This window comes from Streptomyces sp. NPDC059740, assembly GCF_042733155.1.
Taxonomy (GTDB): domain Bacteria; phylum Actinomycetota; class Actinomycetes; order Streptomycetales; family Streptomycetaceae; genus Streptomyces.
Genome location: NZ_JBHWGP010000030.1, coordinates 49,421 through 74,905, shown reverse-complemented (window position 1 = coordinate 74,905; position 25,485 = coordinate 49,421). Strand labels below are relative to the sequence as shown.

Here is a 25,485-nt window from a genome sequence, read left to right as displayed (position 1 = left end):
TCTCCGGACGGCCCGCTTTCCGTTGACTGCCTGGTCACCAGCCCGGTTCCGGTTTCCGCGTGCTGATGCCGGCGCGCAAAACAATCACCATCGCTGGGCAAAATCCCGGTAGACGGCGGCTGGCAAACCTCGCCAAGGCGGGGTCTTCCCCCCATTCCCCTCAGTGCCTCGCACGTAGGTTCGTGCGTGCGCCCCGCCATGGCCCCTCCCGGGACAGTGCTCACGGGGTGGAACATCGCACCACCCAAGGGGAAGAACTTGCACGCCGGTTACCAGGTGCATCCGGAGGCGCTGCGCACCTACGCCTCCCGGATCGACGCGGCGGCAGGCCGCGTCTCCACCATCATGAGCGCGCTCTCCGGCACCCGCGTGCCGGACCAGGCCTTCGGCAAGCTGCCCGACGCCCACGGCCTCGCCTCCGCCTACGAGGAGCACGCGGAGGCGGACGTACAGGACTGCCGCGACCTGCACGACATCCTCCAGGACACCGCCGACGGCTTGCGGACCACGGCCGACTCCTACGACGACACGGAGACCGTCACGGTCTCCGCGCTGCAGGAGGTGAAGCGGTGACGGTCACGGCCTGGCTCGGGCCCGGCGGCCCGAGCACGGCGTACGAGTGGACCCGGAAGAACCCGAAGGAGTTCCCCGAGGTCCCGCAGGCCGAGAGCCCCGACCGCGGATCCATCAGCGGTGCCGTGGACGAGGCGGTCACCTGGACGCTGGAGAAGACCGGCGCACTGGACCTCCTGGACCAGGTCACCGGCGCCCCCGCCGAGCTGTCGGCGGCCGCCCGGACATGGCGTCAGCAGGCGGAGGCCATGCGGCAGGTCGCCACCGGCCTGCGCCGCGGCGCCGAGCCGCTGGCGGAGGCCTGGACGGGGAGCGCGTCGGACGGCTTCGGCTCCCACATGGGCGACGTGGTGGCAGCGGTCGACGACACCGCGTACGACATGGCCCAGACGGCGTACATCCTCGGGCAGGCGGCGAAGGAGTGCGCGCTCGCCGAGGAGACGATCATCGAGCTGATCAGCGACCTGATCACCATGCTGCTCGCGGAGTTGGCCACCAGCTTCGTCCTCGACCTGTTCACCGCCGGCCTGGCGACCGTCGTGGACGCGTTGGCCAGCGAGGCCGAGATCGCGGCGGGCATCGCCCGGATCGAGCGGATCTCCCAGAAACTGGCCACCGCGTTGAGGGAGTTGGAGCAGGTCGTCAAGGAGATGCGCACGGCCCAGCGTGAGGGCAAGGCGGTCGGCGAGATCGCGAAGAAGGCGCTGAAGGTGAGGCGCGCGGCCTCAGGCGTCCGCAAGACCGCCAAGGGGCTGGGCGGCAAGCTCGGCAAGGATGAGGGCCTGACCTACTTGCAGCGGAAGAAGTTCGCGCAGCCCTTCAAGCAGATCAACAAGCACGTCAACGAGGGCCTCGGCATCGAGAAGGCGGCCAAACCGCTCGAACGGTACGCGGAGGACGCCGACGCCAGGCGGTCTCTCCTGCAGGACGGCTCCGAGGCCCCGCCCGCCTACCGCGTCGACAAGGAGTCCCTGGACCCCTCGGGTGTGCAGGCGACCTTCGGATGAGTGCCGGCCGACCGGACGCGCTCGTCCCCTCGGTCCCCACGCCACCACGCAGCAGAGGAGAGAGATGACCGACGTGGGCGCACCCGTGCCCTCGGGCACCGGACCCGTGAAGGCGGCGTACGGTGCGGGCCGAGGGCACCTGAGCCCGGCGCAGCGGGCCGTGTGCCACCTGGTGGAGGGTGAGCGGCTGCTGTACGTCTGCCCGACGGAGCTGGACCCCCTGCTCCCGCCCCGCCTGCCCCGGCGCCTGCGGGTCGGCCGCGCCGCCCGTCTGCGCTGGTGGGCTCCTCTGACCTGCCTGCTGTCCACCGTCCTCAGGCTCGGGGACTACTGGCTCGGCTGGGACCTCTGGACCCTGGGGCCCACGGTCTGGGAGTACTTCTTCGACTGGTGCCGGCGCCCGTACCGCATGGTCCGCCGCGCCGTCCGTGGTGGGGTGTGGGGCGGCGGTTACGAGTCCGAGGCCGGGCGGTTCGTGGTGGCGGTGCGCAATGCGCCGCCGTGGCGGCACGGGGAGCACGACAGGCTACTGCTCGCCGTGACATCGCACCGCTTGCTGGCGCTGCCGTGGAAGGCGCCGTCCGCGGGGGAGCAGGAGGAGATCTCCGCGCAGTTCCCGCAGGGCGCCTTCCGCAACCGCCGGGAACCGCTGCCCGCCGGCCGGCGACTGCGGGTGGCGCTCGAGTTCCGGGACGGGTCCTGGGTGGGGCTGGTCGTGAAGTCGGAGCAGGAGGCGAAGGCGCTCACCGCGGCATGGGGCTGAGCGGCGCCCGGGCCGACGATCCGTCCAGGCCTGCCGTCGGGCTCCCCCGCGGCCCGCACAGGCCCGCACCCGGGCCGGACATCCCCGGCCCGCGCCGTTCACTCCGGCGCGGACCCCGACGATCCCCGCACCACCAGCCGCACCGGCAGCGTCACCGAGGTGGGGGCCCGGCCGTCCAGCGCCGCGATGAGCGCCCGCATGCCCGTCGCGCCGAACTCCTCGGCGGGCAGGTGGACGGTGGTCAGCTCGGGTTCGACCGCGGTCGCCAGCGGAAGGTCGTCGCAGCCGGTGACCGAGAGGTCCTGCGGGACGCGCAGGCCCAGTCGGCGTGCGGCCTTCAGGGCACCGGCGGCCAGGATGTCGTCGTCGCAGACCAACGCGGTGGGCCGCGGCCCGGGGCCGGTGAGGGCGGCGCGGGCCGCGGCCTCACCGTCGGGCACGCCGATGCGGGTGCGGACGGTGGCCAGCTCGGCTTCCGGTGCCGCCCGCACGGTCTCGGCCACCGCGCGGGCCCGCACCGTGAAGGTCCAGGAGTCGACGTCGGCCGCCAGGTGGACCAGGCGCCGGTGGCCGAGCTCCAGCAGGTGGCGCGTCACGTCCCGGATGCCGGCCGGGATGTCGAGGTTGACGGTGGCCGCGGCCTGCGGGTCCGCCGGATCGCTGTCCAGCATGACCAGCGGCAGCCCGCCGTCCCGCAAGGTGCTCAGGGCGCCCGCGGCCATCGACGAGGCGATGACCCCGTCGAGCGCGGTGGACGCCGAGGCGAACGGGTCCGGGGCGGGGCCGACGAGCTCCGGCGAGGGGTAGAGCACCACGCCGAAGCCGTGTTCGGCAGCCACCCGGGCGGCGCCGGTGTGCACCCGCGCGAAGAACTCGGTGGTGAGTACCGGCACCACGAGCAGTGCGGTGCGGGTGCGGCCCAGCCGGAGCGATCGGGCGGCCAGGTTGGGCCGGTAGCCCAGCTCCCGGGCGGCGCCGCGGACGGCTGCGGCCTTCGCCTCCGACACCCGGCCGCGCCACTTGTCGCTCAGGACGAGGGAGACGGCCGCCTGCGAGACACCGGCCGCCCGCGCCACGTCGCGACTGGTCACGCGTCCCCCCGGAAAGGGAGGCACCGCGGGATCCGCGCCGGACGGCGTTCCCGGGGTGGCGCCGTGCAGCGGGCGTGCGGGGGAGGGGCCCGGGCCGGGCGGCACCGGGTCGTGCGGACCGGGAAGGGCGGCCTGCGCGTCGGGGCGGACGGTCTGCGCGTCAGGGCGGAGGCGGACCACCGGTCACCTGCCTTCCTCGTCACGGTGCCGGCAGGCCGCAGGACGGGTGGACCGCCGGCGCTCGCGATGATACGTATACGAGCCGGGACGTTATACGTAACACCTCTGCGGTCGCCGTCCGCGGCCGTGCCGCTCGACCATCCCGTCACCCCGACCGCCCGCCACCGCGAGGAGCCGCCATGGCCGCGCAGTACGCGCAGGTCCTCAGGGCCCGTCACGCCGCCCGACTGCTCACCGGCACCCTCGTCGGCCGGCTGCCCAACGCCACGGCCCCGCTGGCGCTGGTGCTCTTCACCCGCGCCGAGGGCGGCTCCTACGGGCTGGCCGGTGCCCTCTCCGCGGTGTACGGCCTCTGCAACGCGGTGGGGCAGCCGGTACTGGGGCGCATGGTGGACCGACGGGGCCAGCCGGCGGTGATGCTGCCCGCGGCCGTCCTCTCCGCGCTCGGCATGACCCTCTACGCGGTGGTCGGACTGGCGGCGCCGGTACTGGCGTTCGCGGCCGTCGTGGTCGCCGGCTTCTGCACGCCGCCGCTGGAGGGCGGGTTGCGGGCGCTCTGGCCGGACGTGCTGCGGCGCCAGGACCGGGTGCACGCGGCGTACGCCCTGGACGCCGTGGCCCAGGAGGTCATGTTCGCCGTCGGGCCGCTGCTGGTGACGCTCTGTGTGGCCGGGTGGTCGGAGCAGGCCGCGCTGTGGATGATCAACGTCCTGGGTGTGCTGGGCGCCGCCTCCGTCCTCCTCTCCGGCCCCTCGCGCCGGTGGCGGGGCGCGGCCCGGGCGGCCCACTGGCTCGGGGCGCTGCACTCGGCCGGCATGCGGGTGCTGGTCGGCTCGTTCTTCTTCGTGGGCGTGGCGCTCGGCTCGATCTCGGTGGCCGCCGTGGCCTACGCCGGCGAGGAGGGCGTCGCCGGGGCGTCCAGCTACCTGCTCTCCGCGCTCGGCCTCGGCGCGCTGGTGGGCGGCATCGTCTACGGGGCGCGACCCTGGCCGGGCACCCCCGAGGGGCGGCTGCGGGTGCTGGTGGGACTGCTGGCCCTGGGCTACCTGCCGCTGACCCTGGTGCCCGGGGTGGTGTGGATGACGGTGCTGGCGGGCCTCTCCGGGCTCTTCCTCGCCCCCGCGCTGGCCTGCGCCTTCGTGGTGGTGGACCGGCACGCGCCGGCGGGCACCGTGACCGAGGCGTTCTCCTGGCTGGTGACCACCTTCGGGGTGGGCTCGGCGGCCGGCATGTCGGTGGTGGGGCCCGCGGTCGAGTACGGCGGGGCGCGCGCCGGCTTCGCGGTGGCGGGACTGGGCGGGCTCGCCGCCCTGGGGGCCATGGCGGTGACCAGACGCTTCCTCGCCGCGCCCGCCCCGGCGCAGCCCGCGGGCGTGTCGGGGGAAAATGATCGAAACCGTCCCGTCGAACCCGGTTTCAAGGCTCGCCATCAGGCGTAATGTCTAGTCATGGACCGCCGCATTTTCGGGCTGGAGAACGAGTACGGCGTCACGTGCACGTTCAGGGGACAGCGCCGACTGTCGCCTGACGAAGTGGCGCGCTACCTCTTCCGCCGTGTCGTGTCATGGGGCCGCAGCAGCAACGTCTTCCTGCGCAACGGCGCCCGCCTCTACCTCGACGTGGGTTCGCATCCGGAATACGCCACTCCCGAATGCGACAACGTGACCGAGCTGGTCACCCACGACAAGGCCGGCGAGCGCATTCTCGAAGGTCTGCTCGTCGACGCCGAACGCCGCCTGCACGAGGAGGGCATCGCGGGCGACGTCTACCTCTTCAAGAACAACACCGACTCGGCCGGAAACAGCTACGGCTGCCACGAGAACTACCTGGTCGCCCGGCACGGCGAGTTCTCCCGCCTGGCGGACATCCTCATCCCCTTCCTCGTCACCCGGCAGCTCCTGTGCGGTGCGGGCAAGGTGCTCCAGACCCCCAGGGGCGCGGTCTACTGCGTCAGCCAGCGGGCCGAGCACATCTGGGAGGGAGTCTCCTCGGCGACGACGCGGTCCCGGCCCATCATCAACACCAGGGACGAGCCGCACGCCGACGCCGAGCGCTACCGCCGGCTCCACGTCATCGTCGGCGACTCCAACATGTCGGAGACGACGATGATGCTCAAGGTCGGCGCGACCGACCTGGTGCTGCGGATGATCGAGGCCGGCACGGTCATGCGCGACCTGACCCTGGAGAACCCGATCCGCGCCATCCGCGAGGTCAGCCACGACACCACGGGCCAGCGCAAGGTGCGCCTCGCCAGCGGCCGGGAGGCCTCGGCGCTGGAGATCCAGCAGGAGTACTACGAGAAGGCCGTCGACTTCTGCGAGCGCCGGGGCATCCGCACCGGCACCGTCGACCGCGTCCTGGAACTGTGGGGCCGCGCCCTGGAGGCCATCCGCGACGAGGACCTGGACCGCATCAACACCGAGATCGACTGGGTGATGAAGTACCAGCTCCTGGAGCGCTACCGGGCCAAGAACGACCTGAGCATGTCGCACCCCCGGGTAGCGCAGATAGACCTCGCGTACCACGACATCCACCGCCGCCGCGGCCTGTACTACCTGCTGGAGCGCAGCGGCCGGGCCGCCCGGGTCTGCGACGACCTGAAGATCTTCGAGGGCAAGTCGGTGCCCCCGCAGACCACCAGGGCCCGGCTGCGCGGGGACTTCATCCGGCGCGCCCAGGAGCAGCGGCGGGACTTCACCGTGGACTGGGTGCACCTCAAGCTCAACGACCAGGCCCAGCGGACGGTCCTGTGCAAGGACCCGTTCCGCTCGGTGGACGACCGGGTGGAGAAGCTCATCGCCGGGATGTGACGGCAGCTCGCGTGCGGGCTGCCCGCTGAGGAAGAGCGCGGCCCGCGCTCCGCTTCTGGCGCGACGCTTACGCGCACTGTCGGCGAGTGACGTATACGGATCGCGACGAACCCCGTTTCTGACGGGGTTCGTTGCTTCTCCGTGCGGGTGCCCGGCGCGTCCGGCGTGCTGCGGGGCCGGACGAGGGACAGGCCGTAGAGTGGCGGCCACTGTCCGCGCAGCCCCCTAGCACGAGTTGGACCGATGGTGAATTCCTCCGGGGTACACCCCCCGCACTCCCGTCCGAGCACCAAGACCCTGCAGAGGGTCGCCGCGGCAACCCTGGCCGTGCCGCTGCTGCTGCTCTCCGCAGCCTGCGGGTCGGACGACGAGGCGGCCCCCGCCCCCGTCGCCTCGGTCTCCGGCAAGCCCGGCCAGCAGCCGAAGATCACGGCCTCCAAGGGAGCGAAGGCCCCGGACCAGGTGGTGGCCAAGACCGTCACCGAGGGCAAGGGCGCCACCGTCCACAAGGACGACTTCGTCCGGCTGGACTTCGCCTACCAGACCCTGGACGGCCAGGCCATCGGCTCCACCTGGAGCGCCCAGGCCCGCACCAAGGGCAAGAGCGCCTCCCCGCAGCTCGTCGGCCAGGCCACCAACAAGTCGACCTCGCTGGTCAACCCCGGTGGCGTGTTCCAGAAGCTGGTCGGCCAGAAGGTCGGCAGCCGGGTCGAGGTCGAGGGCACCGCGAAGACCTTCTACGGCGAGCAGATGGCGAGCCAGGTCGGCCTCAAGCCCACCCAGGGCCTGGTGTTCGTCGCCGACATCAAGGCGTCGAAGAAGGTCGACCCGAAGGCCACCGTCACGGGCAAGCAGGCCGCCCCCGAGTCCGGGCTGCCGACGGTGAAGGCGGACGGCCAGAAGGCCGCGACGATCACCGTCCCCAAGGGGGAGAAGGCACCCGGCGACCTCAAGCAGCAGACGCTCATCCACGGCAAGGGACCCGAGGTCAAGGCCGGACAGGCACTCGTCGTCCAGTACACGGGTGTGAAGTGGGAGGACGGCAAGACCTTTGACTCCTCCTGGAAGAACGGCGGCGCCACCGGCTTCCAGATCGGCACCGGCTCGGTCATCAAGGGCTGGGACCAGGGACTGGTCGGCAAGCACGTGGGCGACCGCGTGCTGCTGGTCATCCCGCCGAAGCTCGGGTACGGCGACCAGGCCCAGAGCGGCCTGTCGAAGAACACGCTGGTCTTCTCCGTCGACATCCTCGCCGCCTTCTGACCCGCAGTCCGTCCTCACGACCGCGTCTCCTGCGGCCCGCCTCCCGGGCCGCAGGAAGCGGGCGCGGAGCGGCGGTGACGACCCTCCGCCCCGCCGGGGACGTATCTGCAAGACTGGTCCCGACACCCGAGGATCATCTGTAGGAGCACATTCGTGAACATCGACAAGCCCGAGATCGACTTCCCCGAGGGGCCCGCGCCCAGCGAGCTGGAGATCGTGGACCTGTGGGAGGGCGACGGGCCGGTCGCCAAGGCGGGGGACACCGTCTCCGTCCACTACGTCGGCGTCTCCTTCGACACCGGCGAGGAGTTCGACGCGAGCTGGAACCGCGGCAAGCCGCTCCAGTTCCAGCTCGGTGCCGGCCAGGTCATCGCCGGCTGGGACCAGGGTGTGCAGGGCATGAAGGTCGGCGGTCGCCGCCGTCTGACCATCCCGGCCCACCTGGCCTACGGCGAGCGGGGCGCCGGTGGCGGCCGCATCAAGCCGAACGAGACGCTGATCTTCGTCTGCGACCTCGTCGCGGTCTGACCGGACCGGCCGGCGCGACCGGCCGGAGCCGTGGGCCGAGGGCCCGTGCCCGTACCGGACTTGATCTCCGGCGGTCACGGGCCCTCGGCTTTGCCGGCCGTCCCCCGAGCGGTACGGTCAAGGGCTAAAGGAACCACGGAGAACGGGAAAGAAGGGGCTAAGGGCGTCGATGGCGATTGCCAAGGCTGAGCGGTTGATGAACCTCGCGTTGTGCCTGCTGGGTACCCGGCGCCCGCTCACCAAGCGTGAGCTGCGCGCTTCCATCGAGGCCTACGTCGAGTCCTTCGCCGCCTCCGACGGCGCCCAGGGGAGCGACGAGGCGTTCAACCGCATGTTCGAACGCGACAAGGACGACCTGCGGGAACTGGGTCTGGTCATCGAGACCGTCGACGGCGTCGACGGTGACACCGGTTACCTGGCCCGCCGCGACAGCAACCGGCTCCCCCCGGTGGCCTTCGACGCGGCCGAGGCCGCCGCGCTCGGCTTGGCGGCGAAGATCTGGCAGCAGGCCCGGCTCGCCGGTGCCGCCAGCGGCGCCCTGCAGAAGCTCCGGGCCGCCGGCATGCCGCTGGCCTCGCAGGACGGCTACGAGGAGGCTCCGCCGAGCGCGCTGGAGCCCCGCATCCCCGCGCACGAGGCGGCCTTCGAACCGCTGATGGTCGCCTGCCGCGACCGGCGCCCGGTCGTCTTCGACTACCGCAAGGCCAACGCCGCCCAGCCGCAGACCCGCCATGTCGAGCCGTGGATCCTGGAGTGCTGGCGCGGCACCTGGTACCTCGCCGGCTGGGACCGCGACCGGCAGGCCGAGCGCGTCTTCCGGCTCTCCCGCATCACCGGCAGGGTCCGCTCCCGGCAGGGCGCCTTCACCGCGCCCGTACCCGACCACGTCACGGTCCGCGAGACCGTGGAGAGCTGGGCCGGCGAGAGCGCCACCGGCACCGCCCGCATCCGGCTGCGCGCCGGCCACGGCTACCCGCTCCGCTCCCGTGCCCTCTCCCTGCGCGAGGTGGGTGAGGGCTGGGACGAGCTGGAGATCCCCAACGGCCACGGCCTGGACGCCTGGCTGGTGGAGTTCGGCGCGGACGTCGTCGTGCTGGAGCCCGCGGAGCTGCGGGCCGACGTCGTGGACCGGCTGCGCGCCGTCGCCAAGGCCTGACAGGACAGGGGCAGCAACCACATGCCGACCAACGCCATCGACCAGACCCGGCGCATGCTGTCGCTGGTCACCTACCTGCGGGAGCGGCCCGGCGCCCGGGTCGCCGACGTCGCCCGCGCCTTCGGCATCAGCCAGGACGAGCTGATCGCCGACCTGAACGTGCTGCCGATGTGCGGGACCAGCTTCCGCGGTGGCGACCTGCTCGACATCGACACCGACGGTGACCGGATCTGGTGGCACAACGCCGACGACGTCGCCGAGCCGCTGCGGCTTGCCGCCGACGAGGCCACCGCCCTGCTGGTGGCCGCCCGCGCCGTCGCCACCCTGCCCGGGCTGCGGGAGGGGGACCGGCAGGCGCTGCTGCGGGCCACCGCGAAGCTGGAGGCGGCAGCCGGCGAGGCGGCGGGTGCCAGCTCCCGGGTGTCGGTGACCTTCGAGTCCGAGGGCGGGGTCTTCGCCGACGTCGACCGCGCCATCGTCGAGCGGCGTCGGCTGTGGCTGCGCTACTACTCCCCGGCCCGTGACGAGCTGACCGAGCGCGAGATCGACCCGATCCGCCTCTTCGCCGTCGGCCACACCTACGTCGAGGCCTGGTGCCGCCTCTCCGAGGCCCGCCGCACCTTCCGTCTCGACCGGGTCGCCGACATCCGCCTGCTCGACGCCCCCGCCGACCCGCCGCCGGTGGAACTGCGCGACCTCTCCGAGGGGCTGGTGCAGCCCGCGGCCGAGGACCCCGAGGTCGTCGTCGAGGTGGGCCCGGGAGGCCGGTGGGTCGCCGAGTACTACCCGCACGACAAGGCGGAGGAACTGCCCGACGGCGGACTGCGCATCACGCTCCGCACCCCGGACCCCGCCTCCCTGCGGCGGCTGGCGATGCGGCTGGGACCGGACGGGCGCATCGTCGAACCCCGGGACCTGGCCGACAGCGCCCGCGAGGCCGCCCGCCAGGCGCTCGCCGCGTACGGGGAGTGAGGGGCGTGCGCGGCACGACACCGCCGGGCGGCGAGAGCGGCGGCGCGCGAGGGGACGGGCCCGGTCCGGCCGCCGGTGGGCCCGGTACCGACCGGGTGCCCACCGAGCCGGTGGCCGGCGCCGTGCTGTTCCGGGCGGCCTGCCCCGACTGCCGGGCCCGCTTCGAACTGCTCTCGGACGCCCTGCGCCTGGCCATCGGCGGCAGCCGCCGCACCACGTTCTACTCGTTCACCTGCCCCGAGTGCGGCAGCGTGGTCCGCAAGCCGGCGGGGGAGCGCATTGTGGAGTTGCTCACCGGGGGCGGCGTGAGCACCTTGCGGCTGCACTCCGGCTGACGAACGGCGCACCGTCCGTGGTCCGAAAACGTCCTCTTTCCGTAAGGCGCGCACCATGCTCTGGCCCATGATCGCCATCTCTCTCGGCTTCCTCGGCCTCGCCGTGCTGGCGGTGTTCGCCGCACGGGTGTACACGGAGGTGAGGCGACTGGCAGGACAGGTGGACAAGGCCTCGAACGAGATCGAACGGGCGGCGAGGGAGCTGAACGACGCCGCCGGCCCACTGGCCGCGCAGACGGGCCACTTCGTCCAGGATGTGACGTCACACACCACCTGACACCAGTTGTCCCGTGGTGCGACCGCGTGGACGGGGGCGAGCGGGACAACGGGGAGCCGCACGGGGATTGCCCCCTGTTTACCCCGTCGCGTTACGATCCTGTCAGCACGTGGGCCGGACGCATCTCCGCCGACGTCAGTTCCACCCCCCAGCCGCCTCGGTGAGAAGGTAGACAGCATGCTCAGCAACCTGCGAGCCCCCGAGATCATCCTGATCCTTGTGGTTGTCGTTCTCCTGTTCGGCGCCAAGAAGCTCCCCGACATGGCCCGGTCGCTCGGCAAGTCGGCCCGCATCCTCAAGAGCGAAGCCAAGGCGATGAAGAGCGAGGGCGAGCCCGCGGCTCCGAGTGAGGACACCGCGGCGGCCGCCCAGCGCACCATCCAGGCCGCCCCCGGCGACACCGCCAGCGCCCGCCCCGCCACCGAACCGCAGCAGACCAAGCAGAGCTGACGCAGAACGGGACCAGTAGCCGCACCCGTGTGGCGACGACGAGACGAGGACGTGGGGTGCTCAGTTCTGCCCGCAACAAGGACAGGGATCCGGAAGGGCGGATGCCGCTCGCGGAGCACCTGCGGGAGTTGCGCAACCGCCTGCTGAAGTCGGTCCTTGCGGTGGCCGTCGTCACAGTCGTCGCGTTCTGCTACTACAAACAGATCGCCCACTTCATCACCGGGCCGGTCACCGACGCCGTGGGCTGCCCCGGAAAGAACATCGGCGCCCGACCCGGGGGCAAGCCCTGCGCGCAGATCACCGCCAACGGTCTGCTGGCCCCCTTCACGATCATGCTGAAGATCGGTCTCACCACGGGCGTGGTGGGAGCGAGCCCGGTGTGGCTGTACCAGCTCTGGGCGTTCCTGGCACCCGGACTCCACAAGCACGAGAAGCGCTACGCGCTGGGGTTCGTGGGTGCGGGCGTCCCCCTCTTCCTGGTCGGCGCCTACATCGCCTACGCCGTGCTGCCCACGACGGCCGGCGCCCTGGTCGGCCTCACGCCGAGCGACTGGGACAACCTCTTCCCCGCGGACGAGTTCCTCGACATCGTCACCCGCATGGTGATCGTCTTCGGCGTCGCCTTCGAACTGCCGCTCCTGCTCGTGCTGCTCAACTTCGGTGGGGTGCTGTCCGGGAAGAAGGTCATCGGCTGGTGGCGCTTCATGGTGGTGGGCATCACCGTCTTCGCGGCCATCGCCACCCCCACCGGTGACCCGCTGACCATGAGCCTGCTGGCGGCACCGATCGTGGTCCTCTACTTCGGCGCCTCGGCGGTGTGCCTGCTGCACGACCGCAGGCGGTCGCGTGCCGACACCGACGCCCTGCTGAGCGACGAGGAGGCCGCCCCGCTCGACCTCCGCACCGAGGACGTGGGAGACGCCGAACCCCTCTCGGCCAGCCCGATCCCCGCCCAGGGGAGCACGCACCCAGGCGTCGAGCCCGCCGGCCGGTCCTACGACGAGGACGCCACCTAGGCAGGGCCTGCGCAGTGGCGTCGTCCCCCCGGAGGGCGGACGGGCGGGGCTTGGCAGACACTGCCCGGGACGCCGCTCCGCACCCGCGCGGGCGGCGCCGTCCGGTACGCCTCCGAGCGGCGACGCCCTGCTCAGACGGGTGCCCGCCCAGCGGGACGGCCCGGTAAAGATCTCCCCGCTGTCAGAGGTGGCCGGTAGGCTCGTAGACACGATGACCGAGGACATGTCTCCCGCCGACCGCTATGCCGCCGCCCGCCGCCGCGCGGCCGAGCAGGCCACCGCTCTGGCTTCCTTCCGTGAGGAGTACGACTTCGGGCTGGACCCCTTCCAGGTCGAGGCCTGTGAGGCGCTGGAGGCGGGCAGCGGTGTGCTCGTGGCCGCGCCGACCGGCTCCGGCAAGACGATCGTGGGCGAGTTCGGCGTCCACCTGGCCCTGCGCGAGGGCCGCAAGTGCTTCTACACCACGCCGATCAAGGCCCTCTCCAACCAGAAGTACCAGGACCTGGTGCGCCGCTACGGCCCCGACCGGGTCGGGCTCCTGACCGGCGACAACAGCGTGAACTCCGACGCGCCGATCGTGGTGATGACCACCGAGGTGCTGCGGAACATGCTGTACGCGGGCTCGCAGGCGCTCGCCGGTCTCGGCTACGTGGTGATGGACGAGGTGCACTACCTCTCCGACCGCTTCCGCGGCGCCGTCTGGGAGGAGGTGATCATCCACCTGCCGGACTCCGTCACCCTCATCTCGCTCTCGGCGACCGTCTCCAACGCGGAGGAGTTCGGCGACTGGCTGGACACCGTCCGCGGCGACACCCGCGTCATCGTCTCCGAGCACCGGCCGGTACCCCTGTGGCAGCACGTCCTGGCGGGCCGCCGGATCTACGACCTCTTCGAGGAGCGCGACACGCGGGCCGGCTCCCGGCGCGCGGTCAACCCGGACCTGGAGCGACTGGCCCGGCTGGAGAACAGCAGGCCCACCTTCGGGCGGGACAAGCGCCGCGGCAGGAACCTGCGCGAGGCCGACCGGGAGCGTGAGCGCCGTCAGCGCAACCGGGTGTGGACGCCGAGCCGCGCCGAGGTCATCGACCGGCTGGACAGCGAGGGGCTGCTGCCGGCCATCACCTTCATCTTCAGCCGCGCCGGCTGCGAGTCCGCAGTCCAGCAGTGCCTCTACTCGGGGCTCCGCCTGAACGACCAGGCGGCCCGGGACGAGGTCCGCCGGATCGTCGAGGCACGCACCGCCGGCATCCCCGACGAGGACCTGCACGTCCTGGGCTACTTCGAGTGGCTGGAGGGCCTCCAGCGCGGCATCGCCGCCCACCACGCCGGGATGCTGCCGACCTTCAAGGAGGTCGTGGAGGAACTGTTCGTCAAGGGCCTGGTGAAGGCCGTCTTCGCCACCGAGACCCTGGCGCTCGGCATCAACATGCCCGCCCGCACCGTGGTGCTGGAGAAGCTCGTCAAGTGGAACGGCGAGCAGCACGCCGACATCACGCCGGGGGAGTACACCCAGCTCACCGGCCGGGCAGGCCGCCGGGGCATCGACATCGAGGGCCACGCGGTGGTGCTGTGGCAGCGCGGCATGGACCCGGGCGCGCTCGCCGGCCTCGCCGGCACCCGGACCTACCCGCTGCGGTCCTCCTTCCGGCCCTCGTACAACATGGCCGTCAACCTCGTCTCGCAGTTCGGCCGGCACCGCTCGCGCGAGCTGCTGGAGATGTCCTTCGCCCAGTTCCAGGCGGACCGGTCGGTGGTGGGCATCACCCGCCAGGTGCAGAAGAACGAGAACGGGCTGGAGGGCTACCGCGCCTCGATGACCTGCCACCTCGGCGACTTCGAGGAGTACTCGCGGCTGCGCAGGGAACTCAAGGACCGCGAGACGGAGCTGGCCCGGCAGGGCGCGGCCCAGCGCCGGGCGCAGGCCGCCGCAGCACTGGAGAAGCTCAAGCCGGGCGACGTCATCCACGTGCCCACCGGCAAGTTCGCGGGGCTGGCCCTGGTGCTGGACCCGGGTGTCCCCCCGGGGCGCACCGACCGGCACCGGGGTGCCGACGCCTGGGACGGGCCCCGCCCCCTGGTGCTGACCGCGGAGCGGCAGGTCAAGCGGCTGGCGTCGATGGACTTCCCGGTCCCGGTGGAGCCCCTGGAGCGGATGCGCATCCCCAAGTCCTTCAACGCCCGAAGCCCCCAGTCCCGCCGGGACCTCGCCTCGGCGCTGCGGACCAAGGCCGGTCACATCGCGCCCGAACGGCACCGCAAGCAGCGCGCGCAGGCCGCCGACGACAAGGAGATCGCCCGTCTGCGCGCGGCGATCCGGGCGCATCCCTGCCACGGCTGCAACGACCGCGAGGACCACGCCAGGTGGGCCGAGCGCTACCACCGGCTGCTGCGGGACACCCGGCAGCTGGAGCGGCGCATCGAGGGCCGCACCAACACCATCGCCCGCACCTTCGACCGTATCTGCGCCCTGCTGACGCAGCTCGACTACCTGGAGGGCGACACCGTCACCGACGAGGGGCGCCGACTCGCCCGCCTTTATGGCGAGTTGGACCTGCTGGCCAGCGAGTGCCTGCGCGAGGGGGTGTGGGAGGACCTCAACCCGGCCGAACTGGCCGCCTGCGCCTCGGCGTTGGTGTACGAGGCGCGGCAGACGGACGAGTCCGTCACGCCGAAGCTGCCGTCGGGAGCCGCCCGTTCGGCGATGTCGGAGATGGTGCGCATCTGGGGCCGGCTGGACGCCCTGGAGGAGGACCACCGCATCAACCAGACGGAGGGAGTGGGCCAGCGCGAGCCCGACCTGGGCTTCGCCTGGGCCGCCTACAGCTGGGCCTCCGACGTTCCCCTGGACGAGGTGCTGCGGGAGGCGGACATGCCGGCCGGCGACTTCGTGCGCTGGTGCAAGCAGATCATCGACGTCCTGGGCCAGATCTCGGCCGCGGCACCGCACGGCGGCAAGGTCGCCCGCAACGCCCGCAAGGCCGTTGACGCGATGCTCCGCGGCGTGGTGGCGTACTCCTCGGTGGGGTGATCGCGGGCGGGAGCGGCCCGCGGGCCGCTCCCGCGGCCTGGCCCCGCGGCCGGGTCGGCGGGCCGACCGCTCCGCCGCCGTGCTCCGGCGCCCGCCGGGGCCTGGAAGGAGCGTGAGAGCGGATGTCGCAGGTTCCCGAGCCGACCGGAGCGTCCCGGCCCCAGCCGCCGGCCACCGAGGGGGCGGCCCGCGGCCGGCGTCACGCCAAGGTGGTGCGCCTGCGCCCCGAACACCGGGAGGAGTACCTGCGGTTGCACGCCGAGGTGTGGCCGGAGGTGCTGGCCACCATCACCGCGTGCCACATCCGCAACTACTCGATCTTCCTCCACGGTGACCTGCTCTTCTCCTACTACGAGTACGTCGGTGAGGACCACGAGGCCGACATGGAGCGGATGGCCGCCGACCCGGCCACCCAGCGGTGGTGGAAGCTGACCGACCCCTGCCAGGAGCCGGTGGAGGGCACCCCGGAGGGGGAGTGGTGGATGCCGGTGCCGGAGGTGTTCCACCACGGCTGAGGCGCAGGCCCGTCCGGCCCGGTCCGCCCTGCCTGCCCACCGGGGGCCGTCCGCGGCAGCGCCCCGTCCTGCCCGCCGCCGCCCGGAGCCGGTGGCGGCGCGGCGGCCGGCCCGGTGGTGACCGCGCGCGGCTGACGGGCGTCCCCCCGGCGTCCCCGCCCTCGCGCCCCTCTCACAGCCGCCGGGAGACCTCGCGGGCCGTCTGTTCCACCGCGGGGGCGAAGGCGCGGAGCTGCTCCTCGGTGACCAGGAACGTCAGCGAGGAGACCGACACCGCCCCCACCGGATAGCCCCCGTCGTCCAGCACCGGCGCGGCCAGGGAGCAGAGGGCGGCGTCGGCCTCCTCGTACTCGGTGGCGAATCCCGCCTCGCGCACCCGCGCCAGCTCGGCCTCCAGGGCGGCACGGTCGGTCAGGGTACGCGAGGTCCGGGCGGGCAGGGCGGCCCTGTCGAGGAGGGCGTCGATCTCGCCCTGCGGCAGGTGGGCCAGGAGCACCTTGCCGGCCGCGGTGGCGTGCAGGGCCAGCGGGGCACCGACCTCGCTGGCGATGCGGTAGGCGTGGCCGGGGTCGATCTTGTGCGTGTAGGTGGCGTGGTCGCCGCTGAGGACCGCGAGGTGGACGGTCTGGCCGAGGCGGCCGCTCAGTGCGCGCAGCACGGCGTCGATGCCGACCGTGTCGTCGGAGAGCACCGTGGCCGCCAGGGCCCGCAGCGCGGTGCCGATCCCGTAGCGGCCCTCCCCGTCCCAGACGACCCAGCCCTCCTCGACGAGGGTGGCCAGGATGCGGTGGGTGCTCGCCTTGGGGACGCCGGCGCGCTGCGCGATGTCGCCCAGCCGGTGGGGGGCGTCGGGGTGTGCCACCGCGCGGACCACCCGCAGCGCCTTCGCCACGGAGTTGGCCGCGGGGGCCGGCGGCTTCTCCTCCGGAGCCGCCTCGGCGGGCCCCTGAGGGAGGTTCACCGTCTCTTCGCGATCCATTGACCCTCCAGCTCGGTGGGGCTAGCGTGCAGCCCAATCCGTTCTACGGAACGCGAATCTACTCTACGGAATGCCTCGTGTCCCGTGGTGGCATCTCCGTGCCCTGACACGCCTGGGAAAGGCGCCCTTTCCATGCCCGACTCCCCTTCCTCCCCCCGCCCCTGGGACCTGCTGGTCCGCGGCGGCCTGATCGTCGACCCGGAACAAGGCCGGGCCACCCCTGGCGACATCGCCGTGACGGACGGCCGCATCGCGGCCCTCGGGCCCGAGTTGGACCCCCGGGGCGCCGAGATCTACCACGCCGAGGGCCTGCTGGTCACCCCGGGCCTCATCGACCTGCACACCCACGTCTACGAGGAGGCCACCTCCCTGGGCCTGGCCGCCGACCGGGCCGGCCTGGACAACGCCGTCACCACCGTCGTCGACGCCGGCAGCTGCGGCAGCGACCACTGGGAAGACTTCTCCCGCGCCGTCGTGGTCCCCGCCGCCACCCGGGTCCTGGCCTGGCTGAACATCTCCCGCCACGGCCTGGTCCACGGCACCCGCGAACTGGCCGGCGGCCCCGGCGACATCGACCTCGACGCCACCGCCGGCCTGCTGGCCCGGCACAGCGACACCCTGCGCGGCGTCAAGGTGCGGATGAGCCGGTCGGTGCTGGGCGACTCCGGGCTGGCGCCGCTGCGGGCCGCCACCTCACTCGGCGTCCCGGTGATGGTGCACGTCGGCAACGCACCCCCCGACTTCGGCGACGTGCTGGACCTGCTGCGTGAGGGCGACGTGGTCACGCACGCCTTCCACGGCAAGCGCGGCGGCCTGTTCGGCGGCACCTCCGAGGTGATCCCGCAGGCGCGGGCCGCCCTCGAGCGGGGGGTGCGCCTGGACGTGGGGCACGGCAGCGCCAGTTTCTCCTTCGCCACCGCCGAGGCGGCGCTGCGCGCCGGAGTGCGGCCCCACACCGTCTCCACCGACCTCCACCGCCGCAACGTCGACGGCCCGGTCCACGGCCTGCCGGCCACCCTCTCCAAGCTGCTGGCCCTCGGGCTGCCGCTCACCGAGGTCGTCCGCGCCGCCACCCTCCACCCGGCGCAGGTCCTGGGCCTCGCGGACGGGCTCGGCACCCTGCGGGTGGGCGCCGTCGCCGACCTGAGCCTGCTGCGGCCGGACCGCGCCCCCCACCTCCTCACCGACGCCGAGGGCGAGCAGCGGCAGGCCGAGACGGCACTGCTCCCCGTGGCGGCCGTCCGCGCCGGCCGGGTGTACCCGGCAGCACGCGAGGAGCAGGCCGGGACACCACCGGGCGGGCCGTCCGCCGCCGCCCCGAGCACCTCCGCCTGACCCCGCCGCCCGGCGGACCACCGCAAGAAGAGGCACCCATGACCGAGCACCACCCCCCGCCCCCCACCGGGCCCGCCGACGAGGACAGGGCCGCCGGAGGGGAACTCGACCGCCTCCTCGCCCGAGTGCGGGAGATGACCGAACACTCCGCCCAGCCGCTCGCCGACGAGGACCGCGAAGCGCTGCGGCACCTGCTGCCCGAGGCGGAGCGGCGGGCCGCGATCGAGGAGGTGGGATTCGACGAGGACCGCCGGCTGGCGCTCGCCGTCCACCTCGCCGCGTACCTGCGGCGGGCCCGCACCGGCGAGGAGCTGGAGCCCCTGGGCCCCGAACTCCTCGCCGAGGTCGGCGCCCCCCGCCTCGCCGCCGCCCGCGAGGTCATCGCCCGGCAGGACGCCGCCACCGGACGGCGGGGCGCACCCGGCGGTGACCGGGTGGACCCCGAAGTCCTGCTGCTCGCGCTGCACTTCGAGACCGCCTGGCAGCTGTCGCACCACCTTCAGGTCGAGACGAACTAGGAGCTGCACCATGACAGTCAAGATCGTGATCGGACACCGGCTCGGCAAGGGCCAGGCCGTCGCCGACGGCATCCGCCGGGCCGGCGCCGAACCCGTCCTCATCCCCGGCCCCGGCGCCGACATGAAGGTGGGCGACGTGATGGCCGCCGAGTCGGCCGCGCTCGGCATCTCCTTCTGCGGCAGCGGCGGCGCCGGAGCTGTGACCGCCAAGGCCAAGTACGGCCACGAGATCGAGTTCGGCATGCGCTCGCCGCAGGCCGGCGTCACCGCCGTCGAGCAGGGGAAAACCGTCCTCGGCTTCGGGTTCCTGGACACCGAGGAACTCGGCTTCGAGGTCGCCGGGGCCCTGCTGCGCAAGCTCGGCGCCACCCCGGGGACCGCCGGCACCCAGGACGGGGCCGGGCAGTGAACACCTCCCGCCACACCCTGCGGCTCACCGGCACCGGCACCAGCCGCGAGCGGGCCTTCGCCGAGGCGATGGGGCAGGTGCAGCGGCGCGTCGGGGAGAAGGTGACGGGCACCTGCATACGGATCGAACCGGTCGACCTCGTCGTCGAGTCGGCTGTGGAGCGCCGCTGGACGGAACGGTTCCTCGGTCTGCTCTTCCCCCGCCGCCGCACCGCCTACGAGATCACCGTCCGAGTGGAGGTGCAGGTCGGCGCCGTCGACCTGGCCGCCGTCGACTTCCGCGTCGTCGAGGAGAAGCTGACCCCTCTCCAACACGCCCTCCTCATGAGGTGAGGCAGCCGTGAACCAGACCCTCACGATCGCTCTGGAGTCGATGGTCATCGGCGCCCTCATCGGCTTCGGGGCGAGCGCCGGTGTGGCCCGGATGTTCCACGCCCCGAAAGTCCAGGGCATGGGCGCCTTCCGCACCCTCGGCGAACTGAACGCCTGCGAGAACGACCCCGTCGCGCACTTCTCCTTCGGGCTGGGCTTCTTCTTCAACGCCTGGGCCAGCGCGGTGGGCACCGGAGCGCTCACCTCCGACGTCGACCACCGCATCGTGCCCCACTGGTCGGCCTCCCTGGCGATGATCCGCAACCGGAACCTCGCCGAGACGCTGCACAACCCCCGGCGCATGGCCCTCACGGGGGCGGGCGTGGGACTGGTGCTGGTCACCGTCCTCAACACCACGGCCGCCTCGATCCCCAGCTCACTGCAGAAGGTCGCCGCCGACGTCCTCGGGCCCGCGTCGGAGTGGCTGATCAACCCCGTCATGCCCATCGTCTTCTGGATGGCCGCGGTGGACGCGGGGCGGCGGTCCGGCGGCTGGGGCACCGTGCTCGGCGGGCTGGCCCACGTGGTGATGGGCAACGCCGTCCCGGGCATCGTGCTCGGCATCGTCGTCGGCAAGGGGCTGGACGACCTCGGCTGGACGAAGGTGACGCGGGCGCTGGCCGGCGCGGTCGTGCTGCTCTTCGCCGCCAGCGCCTTCCTGCGCGGCGTGGACCTGCAACTGCTCCAGCAGATGAAGGTCACCGCGCCCGGCTGGCTGCAGCACCTCCACGACGCGACCCACACCACTCCGACGTCATGAGCGAGGACCCCACCATGACCGACACGACCGCAGCCGCCGCCGGCTCCGCGTCGCCCGAGGGCGAGCGCCGCAACCGGGTGCCGGGGGAGGGGAGTTTCTGGCTCTCGGAGTGGGCCTTCCCCCTCCTCGTGGCCTGCCTGGCGGCCGGGATCTTCGCCGGCACGCACCTCTACTACGTCTACCACACCGGCACGTTCAGCGACGTCGCGGTGACCGCCCTGCTCAAGGCCGGTATGGCGCACGGAAGTTACGGTGCGGCGGCAGCCTTCGGCGCCGGGTTCCTGTTCGCCCGCATCATCGAGGGCCCCATGGTCGGCATCCTCGACATCGGCGGGTCGCTCCAGACCGGCGTCGGCATCGGCATCCCCGCGATGATGCTGGCGGCCGGAGTGACCGCCCCCATGGAGCACTTCTGGCTGGCCCTGCCGACCGGCGCGGTCATCGGCGCCGCCGTCGGCTGCGTCATCCTCCTCATCCGCCGGGCGACGGTGAACTCCAGCGGCGGCACCTCGACGTTCGGGGCCGACGTGATGATGGGGGCGGGCAACTCCGCCGGCCGCTACCTCGGCCCGCTCGTCATCATCGCCGCCGCCACCGCCTCCCTCCCCGTCGGGCTCGGCTCGACGCTCGGCGCGGCCCTCTTCTACTGGTGGAAGAAGCCGCTCACCGGTGGCGCGATCCTCGGCGCGATGCTCGCCGGTCTCTTCTTCCCCATCGCGGCCAGGTAGCCGCGTCCCCGACAGCCGCTCCGCCACCCCGCGCCCGCCCCGCGCCGGTCCCCTCCACGGCCCACCGAAAGGCTCTTCCGTGCTCTACGACGAACTGAGGATCACCCCCGCCGTCAACGCCAGCGGCAAGATGACGGCCCTCGGTGGCAGCCGGCTGTCCGAGTCCGTCACCGCTGCCATGACGGAGGCCGGCACCGGCCACGTCGTGATGGCCGACCTGCTGGCGGCGGCGGGGCGGGACATCGCACGGGCCACCGGGACCGAGGACGCCTGCGTCACCACCGGCGCCGCGGCCGGTGTCGCCGTCGCCGTCGCCGCCCTGGTAGCCGGTACCGACCCGGCGCGGATCGAGGCGCTCCCCGACGCCCTCGGCCATCCCGACGAGGTCGTCCTCCAGAAGGGCCACGCCGTGCACTTCGGCGCCCCCGTGACGCAGATGGTGCGGCTCGGCGGCGGCCGGCCGGTGGAGGTGGGCGCCGCCAACAAGGTCACCGCGGCCCACCTCGCGGCGGCCGTCACCCCCCGCACGGTGGCGCTGCTGTACGTCCAGTCGCACCACGCCGTGCAGAAGGGCACGGTGCCGCTGGCGGAGATGATCGCGGTGGGCCGGGAACACGGTGTGCCCGTGATCGTCGACGCGGCGGCCGAGGAGGACCTGCGGCGCTGGCCGGCGACCGGCGCCGACCTCGTCGTCTACAGCGGAGGCAAGGCCATCGGCGGGCCCACCTCCGGCATCATCTGCGGTTCGGCGGCCCTGGTCGCGGCCTGCCGGGCGCAGAGCGGCGGCATCGCCCGCCCGATGAAGGTCGGCAAGGAGACCGTCCTCGGGCTGGTCCGCGCGGTCCGCGACCATGCCGCGCGGGCGGCCGGGCAGCCCGCCGAGGGCGGGGCGCAGCAAACCCGGATGGCCGCACTGGCCGACCGTCTCGGCGCGCTCCCGGGCCTGACCGCCCGCGTGGTGCAGGACGACGCCGGACGCGACATCCACCGCACCGAGATCACCGTCGACCCCGGCGGGGCCGGACTGACCGCCGTCGAGCTGGCCCGGAGCCTGGCCGCCGGCAGCCCCCCGGTGTTCCTGCGCGACCACCATGCCGCCTCGGGACGGCTGGCCGTCGACCCGCGTCCCCTCGACCCGGCGGAGGAGCAGCAGCTGGAACGGCGCATCGCCGAAGTGCTGGCCGCCGCATCGGGTGACGGCGCCCCCGGGGCGGGGCAGCCGGCCGCAGGCACGGGGACGGACGGGTCGGCCGGCGGGTGTGAGCGGCGGCTCCTGGTCACCGAACCCGCGGGCCTGCACGCCCGTCCCGCGGCGGCGTTCGCCCAGGCGGCGGCGCGCGGCGGGGTCAAGGTGGTGGTCCACCGGGCGGACGACGGCCGCAGCGCCGCCGCGCACAGCGTCCTGGGCCTGATGAGCCTCAACATCCGCCGCGGCGAGGAGATCGTGCTGCGCGTCGAGGGCGAGGCCGGCGAGGCGGCGCGCCACCTCCTGGACGAACTCGGCGCCATCGCCGCCCCGGGGACGGACTGACCCCGGTCCGTCCGCAAACCCACCCCTACCCCGACCTGACAGGCCCCCCGCCCCTTCGGAAGGACCAGCGCCCATGCCGTACGAGAGTCTCGACCACCTCACCCCCGCCGTCCGCGCCGTGGTGGACCGGATCGGGCGGGCCGCCGCCGTGCCGACCGTCCGCTGCGCGGGGCCCGAGGCGGCGGCGGAGCTGGTGGGGGAACTGCTCGCAGCGGGCCTCACCGCCTTCGAGTTCACCGCCACCACCCCCGGCTGGGAGGAACTGGTGACCGAGTGGACGCAGCGGGCGCCGGACGCCCTCATCGGCCTGGGAACGGTCACCTCGCCCGCCGTCGCCGAGCGGGCCCTGGCGGCCGGCGCCCACTACCTCGTCAGCCCCTTCCAGGTGCCCGAGGTCAGGCCGGTCGTCGACGAGGCCGACCGGCTGCTCGTGGAAGGCGGTCACACCCCCTCCGAGCTGCGGGTGGCCGCCGCGCGCGGCATCGCCAAGCTCTTCCCCGCGCACGTCGGCGGACTGCCGTACCTGAAGTCGCTGCGCTCGGTGCTGCCGGGGGCGCGCATCATGGCGACCGGCGGCGTCACCGTGGCCGACACCCCCACCTGGCTCGCGGCCGGCGCCCACAGTGTCAGCATCGGCGGCGACATCGCGGGGAACGCGGCCCGGCTGCGTGCCGCCCTCGACGAGCGCCGGGCGGCGGCACCCACGGCGTGAGGGCGGCCAGGGCCGACGCCGCCCGGTGACGCACGACTGTCCGGGCAGCGGCGCTCCGCCCCGAGGCGTTTGTCACGGCACGGCACGGCACGGCACGGCACGGCACGGCCCGCGTCCGGGGCGGACGGCTGCCCTCGGGGCGGACGACCGCGGCGGATGCGCCCGCCCGGGCCGAGCCGTCACCGGCCCGAGGACTCCTGCTCCGCCTCCACCTCGGCGTTCCACTCCCGCTTGGAGGCCTGCCAGCCGTCCTCGTTGTGCCCGGTGCGCCAGTAACCGGAGACGGAGAGGTCCTCCCGCGGCACGCCGTGATCCAGCCGCAGCAGCCGCCGCAGGTCCTTGACGAAGCCCGCCTCGCCGTGCACGAAGGCCTGGACCCGGCCCTGCGGCCAGTCCATCGACTGCACGGCGTCCACCAGCAGTTTGCCCACCGGCGCGCCGTCGCGGTGCAGCCAGGTCAGCCGGCCCCCCGCCGGCACGGCCAGCGGCTGCTCCTCCGAGGCGTCGGCCACCTCGACGAAGGCGTGCACCACGGCGTCGGCGGGCATGCCCTCCAGGGCCGCAGCGATGGCCGGCAGGGCACTCTCGTCACCGGCGAGCAGGTGCCAGTCCGCGGTGGCGTCGGGCTTGTAGGCGCCACCGGGCCCGCCGAAGTGGATCCGCTGGCCGGGGGCCGCCTGCAGGGCCCACGGGCCCGCCAGCCCCTCGTCGCCGTGGACCACGAAGTCGAGGGCCAGCTCCCGGCGCTCGGCGTCCCAGTGGCGGACGGTGTACGTGCGGCTCACCGGCCACTGGTCGCGGGGGAACTCCTCACGGATCGCCCCCATGTCGAACGGCTCGGGGTAGGCCACCCCGGGGACGGGGAAGAGCAGCTTGACGTAGGCGTCGGTGACGTCGGCCACCGCGAACTGCGACAGGCCGTCACCGCCGAGGACCACCCGGACCATGTGCGGGGTGAGGCGCTCGGTGCGCACCACCTCGCCGCAGTGGGTGGTCGACTTCTTGCGGGCCGGGCGGGCTGACGTCATGGACACTCCCAGAGGCTGCGCGGTCGGTCGCGTGGACCCGGTCCGGCGGACCACGCGAGATTAGGGTTACCTAACCTAACAGTCAGCCCTGGAGGACGGACAGCAGCCTCTGCAGGGAACCGCCCAGCCCCCACCGCTGCGCCAGCACCTGGAGGGCGGCCGGGTCCGCGGGCTGCGCGGGCAGCCGCACCTCCCGCTCCGGCAGGGGCACGTCCCTCGCCACCCGCACCACCTTCGGCGCCACCGCCAGGTAGGGCGCGGCCTCGCGGAGCCTGGTGCGCTGGGTGGGGGTGAGGCGGGCGGCCGGGTTCTCGACGGCGGCCAGGATGCCCGCGAGGTCGCCGTGGGCGGCCAGCAGCTTGGCGGCGGTCTTCTCCCCGATCCCCGGCACCCCCGGCAGGCCGTCGCTGGGGTCGCCGCGCAGCAGCGCCAGATCGGCGTAGCCGGCGCCGTCGACGCCGTACTTCTCCCGCAGCCACGCCTCGTCGGTGCTCTGGAGGGTGCCCACGCCCTTGAGGGGGTAGAGCACGCGCACCCCGCGGGCGTCGTCGACGAGCTGGTAGAGGTCCCGGTCCCCGGTGACGATGTCCACCGGGCCGGAGGCCCGTGCCGTGAGGGTGCCGATGACGTCGTCGGCCTCGTAGCCCGGCGCACCCAGCCGCGCGATGCCGAGCGCGTCCAGCACCTCCTCGATCACCGGGACCTGCGGCGAGAGGGTGTCGGGCACCTCCTCGACGTCCGCGCCCGCCGGGACCTCCTCCGCGACCCGGTGCGCCTTGTAGGAGGGGATGAGGTCCACTCGCCACTGCGGGCGCCAGTCCTCGTCCATGCACGCCACCAGTGCGTCCGGCCGGTGGTCCTGGACGAGGCGGGCGATGAAGTCGAGCAGGCCGCGGACCGCGTTGACGGGTGTGCCGTCGGGTGCCCGGACGGATTCCGGTACGCCGAAGTACGCGCGGAAGTAGAGCGAGGCGGTGTCCAGGAGCATCAGGCGTCGGGTCGCAGTCACACGGCGATGATGCCGTACCGCACCGACAGCGGGCCGGAAGGTCCGCCGCCGCCCGCTCCGCGTCCGTCCGCCGGCCCGACGGGCGGCGGGTTCCGGGGAATTCGGTGCCCCGCGGGCCAGGCGGGCCCGCACGCCGCCCGG

The 25,485-nt window shown here is 73.4% G+C and carries 27 protein-coding genes; 23 read left to right on the top strand and 4 right to left on the bottom strand.

The window, feature by feature from the left end; all coding sequences use genetic code 11:
- The first annotated feature begins 258 nt into the window (after positions 1-258).
- From ACFV3R_RS26855 to ACFV3R_RS26845, 3 genes are all read left to right on the top strand, one after another.
- Positions 259-573: a WXG100 family type VII secretion target gene (locus ACFV3R_RS26855; protein ID WP_385588364.1), complete on the top strand. Its 315-nt coding sequence runs from the start codon at positions 259-261 to the stop codon at positions 571-573.
- Entirely contained in the window at positions 570-1,580 is a 1,011-nt protein-coding gene (locus ACFV3R_RS26850) for a WXG100 family type VII secretion target (RefSeq protein WP_385588361.1), read from the top strand. The genes ACFV3R_RS26855 and ACFV3R_RS26850 overlap by 4 nt, the downstream gene beginning before the upstream one ends.
- Before the next feature lie 64 nt (positions 1,581-1,644).
- Positions 1,645-2,343, top strand: coding sequence for a hypothetical protein (locus ACFV3R_RS26845; protein ID WP_385588358.1), 699 nt, complete (start codon positions 1,645-1,647; stop codon positions 2,341-2,343).
- A 98-nt stretch (positions 2,344-2,441) separates the two neighbouring features.
- On the opposite strand, the gene ACFV3R_RS26840 is transcribed toward ACFV3R_RS26845, so the two are convergent.
- Positions 2,442-3,434, bottom strand: coding sequence for a LacI family DNA-binding transcriptional regulator (locus ACFV3R_RS26840; RefSeq protein WP_385588355.1), 993 nt, complete (start codon positions 3,432-3,434; stop codon positions 2,442-2,444).
- Positions 3,435-3,793: 359 nt separating this feature from the next.
- Between ACFV3R_RS26840 and ACFV3R_RS26835 the strand changes: the two genes are divergently transcribed.
- The 12 genes from ACFV3R_RS26835 to ACFV3R_RS26780 all read left to right on the top strand — a co-directional run bounded on the left by ACFV3R_RS26835 (position 3,794) and on the right by ACFV3R_RS26780 (position 15,964).
- Positions 3,794-5,053 carry an MFS transporter gene (locus ACFV3R_RS26835; RefSeq protein WP_385588352.1) on the top strand — a complete coding sequence of 420 codons (1,260 nt, stop codon included), beginning with the start codon at positions 3,794-3,796 and terminating at the stop codon, positions 5,051-5,053.
- Between the two features lie 9 nt (positions 5,054-5,062).
- The gene (gene pafA, locus ACFV3R_RS26830) at positions 5,063-6,424 is read left to right on the top strand and encodes a Pup--protein ligase (RefSeq protein ID WP_385588349.1); all 1,362 of its coding nucleotides are present in this window, start codon (positions 5,063-5,065) and stop codon (positions 6,422-6,424) included.
- Between the two features lie 243 nt (positions 6,425-6,667).
- Positions 6,668-7,687, top strand: a complete 1,020-nt coding sequence (locus ACFV3R_RS26825; RefSeq protein ID WP_385588346.1) for an FKBP-type peptidyl-prolyl cis-trans isomerase — start codon at positions 6,668-6,670, stop codon at positions 7,685-7,687.
- Positions 7,688-7,840: 153 nt separating this feature from the next.
- The gene (locus tag ACFV3R_RS26820) at positions 7,841-8,215 is read left to right on the top strand and encodes an FKBP-type peptidyl-prolyl cis-trans isomerase (protein WP_385588343.1); all 375 of its coding nucleotides are present in this window, start codon (positions 7,841-7,843) and stop codon (positions 8,213-8,215) included.
- A 169-nt stretch (positions 8,216-8,384) separates the two neighbouring features.
- The gene (locus tag ACFV3R_RS26815) at positions 8,385-9,371 is read left to right on the top strand and encodes a helix-turn-helix transcriptional regulator (RefSeq protein WP_385588340.1); all 987 of its coding nucleotides are present in this window, start codon (positions 8,385-8,387) and stop codon (positions 9,369-9,371) included.
- A gap of 21 nt (positions 9,372-9,392) precedes the next feature.
- Complete coding sequence (locus tag ACFV3R_RS26810; protein WP_385588337.1) at positions 9,393-10,343, top strand: helix-turn-helix transcriptional regulator; 951 nt, start codon at positions 9,393-9,395, stop codon at positions 10,341-10,343.
- Positions 10,344-10,438: 95 nt separating this feature from the next.
- Positions 10,439-10,678 (top strand): hypothetical protein, encoded by a 240-nt coding sequence (locus ACFV3R_RS26805; protein WP_385588403.1) that lies wholly within the window; start codon positions 10,439-10,441, stop codon positions 10,676-10,678.
- Between the two features lie 67 nt (positions 10,679-10,745).
- Positions 10,746-10,955 carry a hypothetical protein gene (locus ACFV3R_RS26800; RefSeq protein ID WP_385588333.1) on the top strand — a complete coding sequence of 70 codons (210 nt, stop codon included), beginning with the start codon at positions 10,746-10,748 and terminating at the stop codon, positions 10,953-10,955.
- A 177-nt stretch (positions 10,956-11,132) separates the two neighbouring features.
- Positions 11,133-11,405 carry a Sec-independent protein translocase subunit TatA gene (tatA, locus tag ACFV3R_RS26795; protein ID WP_385588330.1) on the top strand — a complete coding sequence of 91 codons (273 nt, stop codon included), beginning with the start codon at positions 11,133-11,135 and terminating at the stop codon, positions 11,403-11,405.
- Positions 11,406-11,461: 56 nt separating this feature from the next.
- On the top strand, positions 11,462-12,421 hold the full coding sequence (gene tatC, locus ACFV3R_RS26790; RefSeq protein ID WP_385588327.1) for a twin-arginine translocase subunit TatC: 960 nt from the start codon (positions 11,462-11,464) through the stop codon (positions 12,419-12,421).
- Between the two features lie 211 nt (positions 12,422-12,632).
- Complete coding sequence (locus ACFV3R_RS26785) at positions 12,633-15,449, top strand: DEAD/DEAH box helicase (RefSeq protein WP_385588324.1); 2,817 nt, start codon at positions 12,633-12,635, stop codon at positions 15,447-15,449.
- Positions 15,450-15,571: 122 nt separating this feature from the next.
- Positions 15,572-15,964, top strand: coding sequence for an L-rhamnose mutarotase (locus tag ACFV3R_RS26780; RefSeq protein WP_385588321.1), 393 nt, complete (start codon positions 15,572-15,574; stop codon positions 15,962-15,964).
- A 172-nt stretch (positions 15,965-16,136) separates the two neighbouring features.
- Here the strand turns inward: ACFV3R_RS26780 and ACFV3R_RS26775 are convergent, their stop codons facing one another.
- Positions 16,137-16,943, bottom strand: coding sequence for an IclR family transcriptional regulator (locus ACFV3R_RS26775; RefSeq protein WP_385588318.1), 807 nt, complete (start codon positions 16,941-16,943; stop codon positions 16,137-16,139).
- A gap of 132 nt (positions 16,944-17,075) precedes the next feature.
- On the opposite strand from ACFV3R_RS26775, the gene ACFV3R_RS26770 reads away from it, so the two are divergent.
- The 8 genes from ACFV3R_RS26770 to ACFV3R_RS26735 all read left to right on the top strand — a co-directional run bounded on the left by ACFV3R_RS26770 (position 17,076) and on the right by ACFV3R_RS26735 (position 23,307).
- Positions 17,076-18,278, top strand: coding sequence for an amidohydrolase/deacetylase family metallohydrolase (locus ACFV3R_RS26770; protein WP_385588315.1), 1,203 nt, complete (start codon positions 17,076-17,078; stop codon positions 18,276-18,278).
- A 38-nt stretch (positions 18,279-18,316) separates the two neighbouring features.
- Positions 18,317-18,796, top strand: a complete 480-nt coding sequence (locus ACFV3R_RS26765) for a hypothetical protein (protein ID WP_385588312.1) — start codon at positions 18,317-18,319, stop codon at positions 18,794-18,796.
- 10 nt (positions 18,797-18,806) lie between these two features.
- Positions 18,807-19,205, top strand: a complete 399-nt coding sequence (locus ACFV3R_RS26760; RefSeq protein WP_385588309.1) for an SFCGS family glycine-rich protein — start codon at positions 18,807-18,809, stop codon at positions 19,203-19,205.
- Positions 19,202-19,537: a DUF4312 family protein gene (locus tag ACFV3R_RS26755; RefSeq protein WP_385588307.1), complete on the top strand. Its 336-nt coding sequence runs from the start codon at positions 19,202-19,204 to the stop codon at positions 19,535-19,537. The genes ACFV3R_RS26760 and ACFV3R_RS26755 overlap by 4 nt, the downstream gene beginning before the upstream one ends.
- Positions 19,538-19,544: 7 nt before the next feature.
- Positions 19,545-20,336, top strand: a complete 792-nt coding sequence (locus ACFV3R_RS26750; RefSeq protein ID WP_385588304.1) for a DUF4311 domain-containing protein — start codon at positions 19,545-19,547, stop codon at positions 20,334-20,336.
- Between the two features lie 14 nt (positions 20,337-20,350).
- Positions 20,351-21,064, top strand: coding sequence for a DUF4310 family protein (locus ACFV3R_RS26745; protein WP_385588301.1), 714 nt, complete (start codon positions 20,351-20,353; stop codon positions 21,062-21,064).
- A gap of 79 nt (positions 21,065-21,143) precedes the next feature.
- Complete coding sequence (locus tag ACFV3R_RS26740) at positions 21,144-22,595, top strand: DgaE family pyridoxal phosphate-dependent ammonia lyase (protein ID WP_385588298.1); 1,452 nt, start codon at positions 21,144-21,146, stop codon at positions 22,593-22,595.
- 73 nt (positions 22,596-22,668) lie between these two features.
- A complete protein-coding gene (locus ACFV3R_RS26735; protein WP_385588295.1) occupies positions 22,669-23,307 on the top strand; it encodes a bifunctional 4-hydroxy-2-oxoglutarate aldolase/2-dehydro-3-deoxy-phosphogluconate aldolase in 639 nt (212 codons plus the stop codon).
- Between the two features lie 179 nt (positions 23,308-23,486).
- Here the strand turns inward: ACFV3R_RS26735 and ACFV3R_RS26730 are convergent, their stop codons facing one another.
- Together ACFV3R_RS26730 and ACFV3R_RS26725 are read right to left on the bottom strand one after the other, a co-directional pair.
- Positions 23,487-24,335, bottom strand: coding sequence for a siderophore-interacting protein (locus ACFV3R_RS26730; protein ID WP_385588292.1), 849 nt, complete (start codon positions 24,333-24,335; stop codon positions 23,487-23,489).
- An 82-nt stretch (positions 24,336-24,417) separates the two neighbouring features.
- Positions 24,418-25,323, bottom strand: coding sequence for a 5'-3' exonuclease H3TH domain-containing protein (locus tag ACFV3R_RS26725; protein ID WP_385588400.1), 906 nt, complete (start codon positions 25,321-25,323; stop codon positions 24,418-24,420).
- Positions 25,324-25,485 lie beyond the last annotated feature (162 nt).

What these genes read in the sequence shown, in the direction of transcription:
- ACFV3R_RS26785 (WP_385588324.1), top strand. Translation starts at nt 12,633, where the DNA reads ATGACCGAGGACATGTCTCCCGCCGACCGCTATGCCGCCGCCCGCCGC.
- ACFV3R_RS26810 (WP_385588337.1), top strand. Translation starts at nt 9,393, where the DNA reads ATGCCGACCAACGCCATCGACCAGACCCGGCGCATGCTGTCGCTGGTC.
- ACFV3R_RS26825 (WP_385588346.1), top strand. Translation starts at nt 6,668, where the DNA reads ATGGTGAATTCCTCCGGGGTACACCCCCCGCACTCCCGTCCGAGCACC.
- ACFV3R_RS26765 (WP_385588312.1), top strand. Translation starts at nt 18,317, where the DNA reads ATGACCGAGCACCACCCCCCGCCCCCCACCGGGCCCGCCGACGAGGAC.
- ACFV3R_RS26835 (WP_385588352.1), top strand. Translation starts at nt 3,794, where the DNA reads ATGGCCGCGCAGTACGCGCAGGTCCTCAGGGCCCGTCACGCCGCCCGA.
- ACFV3R_RS26800 (WP_385588333.1), top strand. Translation starts at nt 10,746, where the DNA reads ATGATCGCCATCTCTCTCGGCTTCCTCGGCCTCGCCGTGCTGGCGGTG.
- ACFV3R_RS26780 (WP_385588321.1), top strand. Translation starts at nt 15,572, where the DNA reads ATGTCGCAGGTTCCCGAGCCGACCGGAGCGTCCCGGCCCCAGCCGCCG.
- ACFV3R_RS26775 (WP_385588318.1), bottom strand. Translation starts at nt 16,943, where the DNA reads ATGGATCGCGAAGAGACGGTGAACCTCCCTCAGGGGCCCGCCGAGGCG.
- ACFV3R_RS26815 (WP_385588340.1), top strand. Translation starts at nt 8,385, where the DNA reads ATGGCGATTGCCAAGGCTGAGCGGTTGATGAACCTCGCGTTGTGCCTG.
- ACFV3R_RS26845 (WP_385588358.1), top strand. Translation starts at nt 1,645, where the DNA reads ATGACCGACGTGGGCGCACCCGTGCCCTCGGGCACCGGACCCGTGAAG.
- tatA (WP_385588330.1), top strand. Translation starts at nt 11,133, where the DNA reads ATGCTCAGCAACCTGCGAGCCCCCGAGATCATCCTGATCCTTGTGGTT.
- pafA (WP_385588349.1), top strand. Translation starts at nt 5,063, where the DNA reads ATGGACCGCCGCATTTTCGGGCTGGAGAACGAGTACGGCGTCACGTGC.
- ACFV3R_RS26735 (WP_385588295.1), top strand. Translation starts at nt 22,669, where the DNA reads ATGCCGTACGAGAGTCTCGACCACCTCACCCCCGCCGTCCGCGCCGTG.
- ACFV3R_RS26730 (WP_385588292.1), bottom strand. Translation starts at nt 24,335, where the DNA reads ATGACGTCAGCCCGCCCGGCCCGCAAGAAGTCGACCACCCACTGCGGC.
- ACFV3R_RS26725 (WP_385588400.1), bottom strand. Translation starts at nt 25,323, where the DNA reads ATGCTCCTGGACACCGCCTCGCTCTACTTCCGCGCGTACTTCGGCGTA.
- ACFV3R_RS26770 (WP_385588315.1), top strand. Translation starts at nt 17,076, where the DNA reads ATGCCCGACTCCCCTTCCTCCCCCCGCCCCTGGGACCTGCTGGTCCGC.
- ACFV3R_RS26760 (WP_385588309.1), top strand. Translation starts at nt 18,807, where the DNA reads ATGACAGTCAAGATCGTGATCGGACACCGGCTCGGCAAGGGCCAGGCC.
- ACFV3R_RS26745 (WP_385588301.1), top strand. Translation starts at nt 20,351, where the DNA reads ATGACCGACACGACCGCAGCCGCCGCCGGCTCCGCGTCGCCCGAGGGC.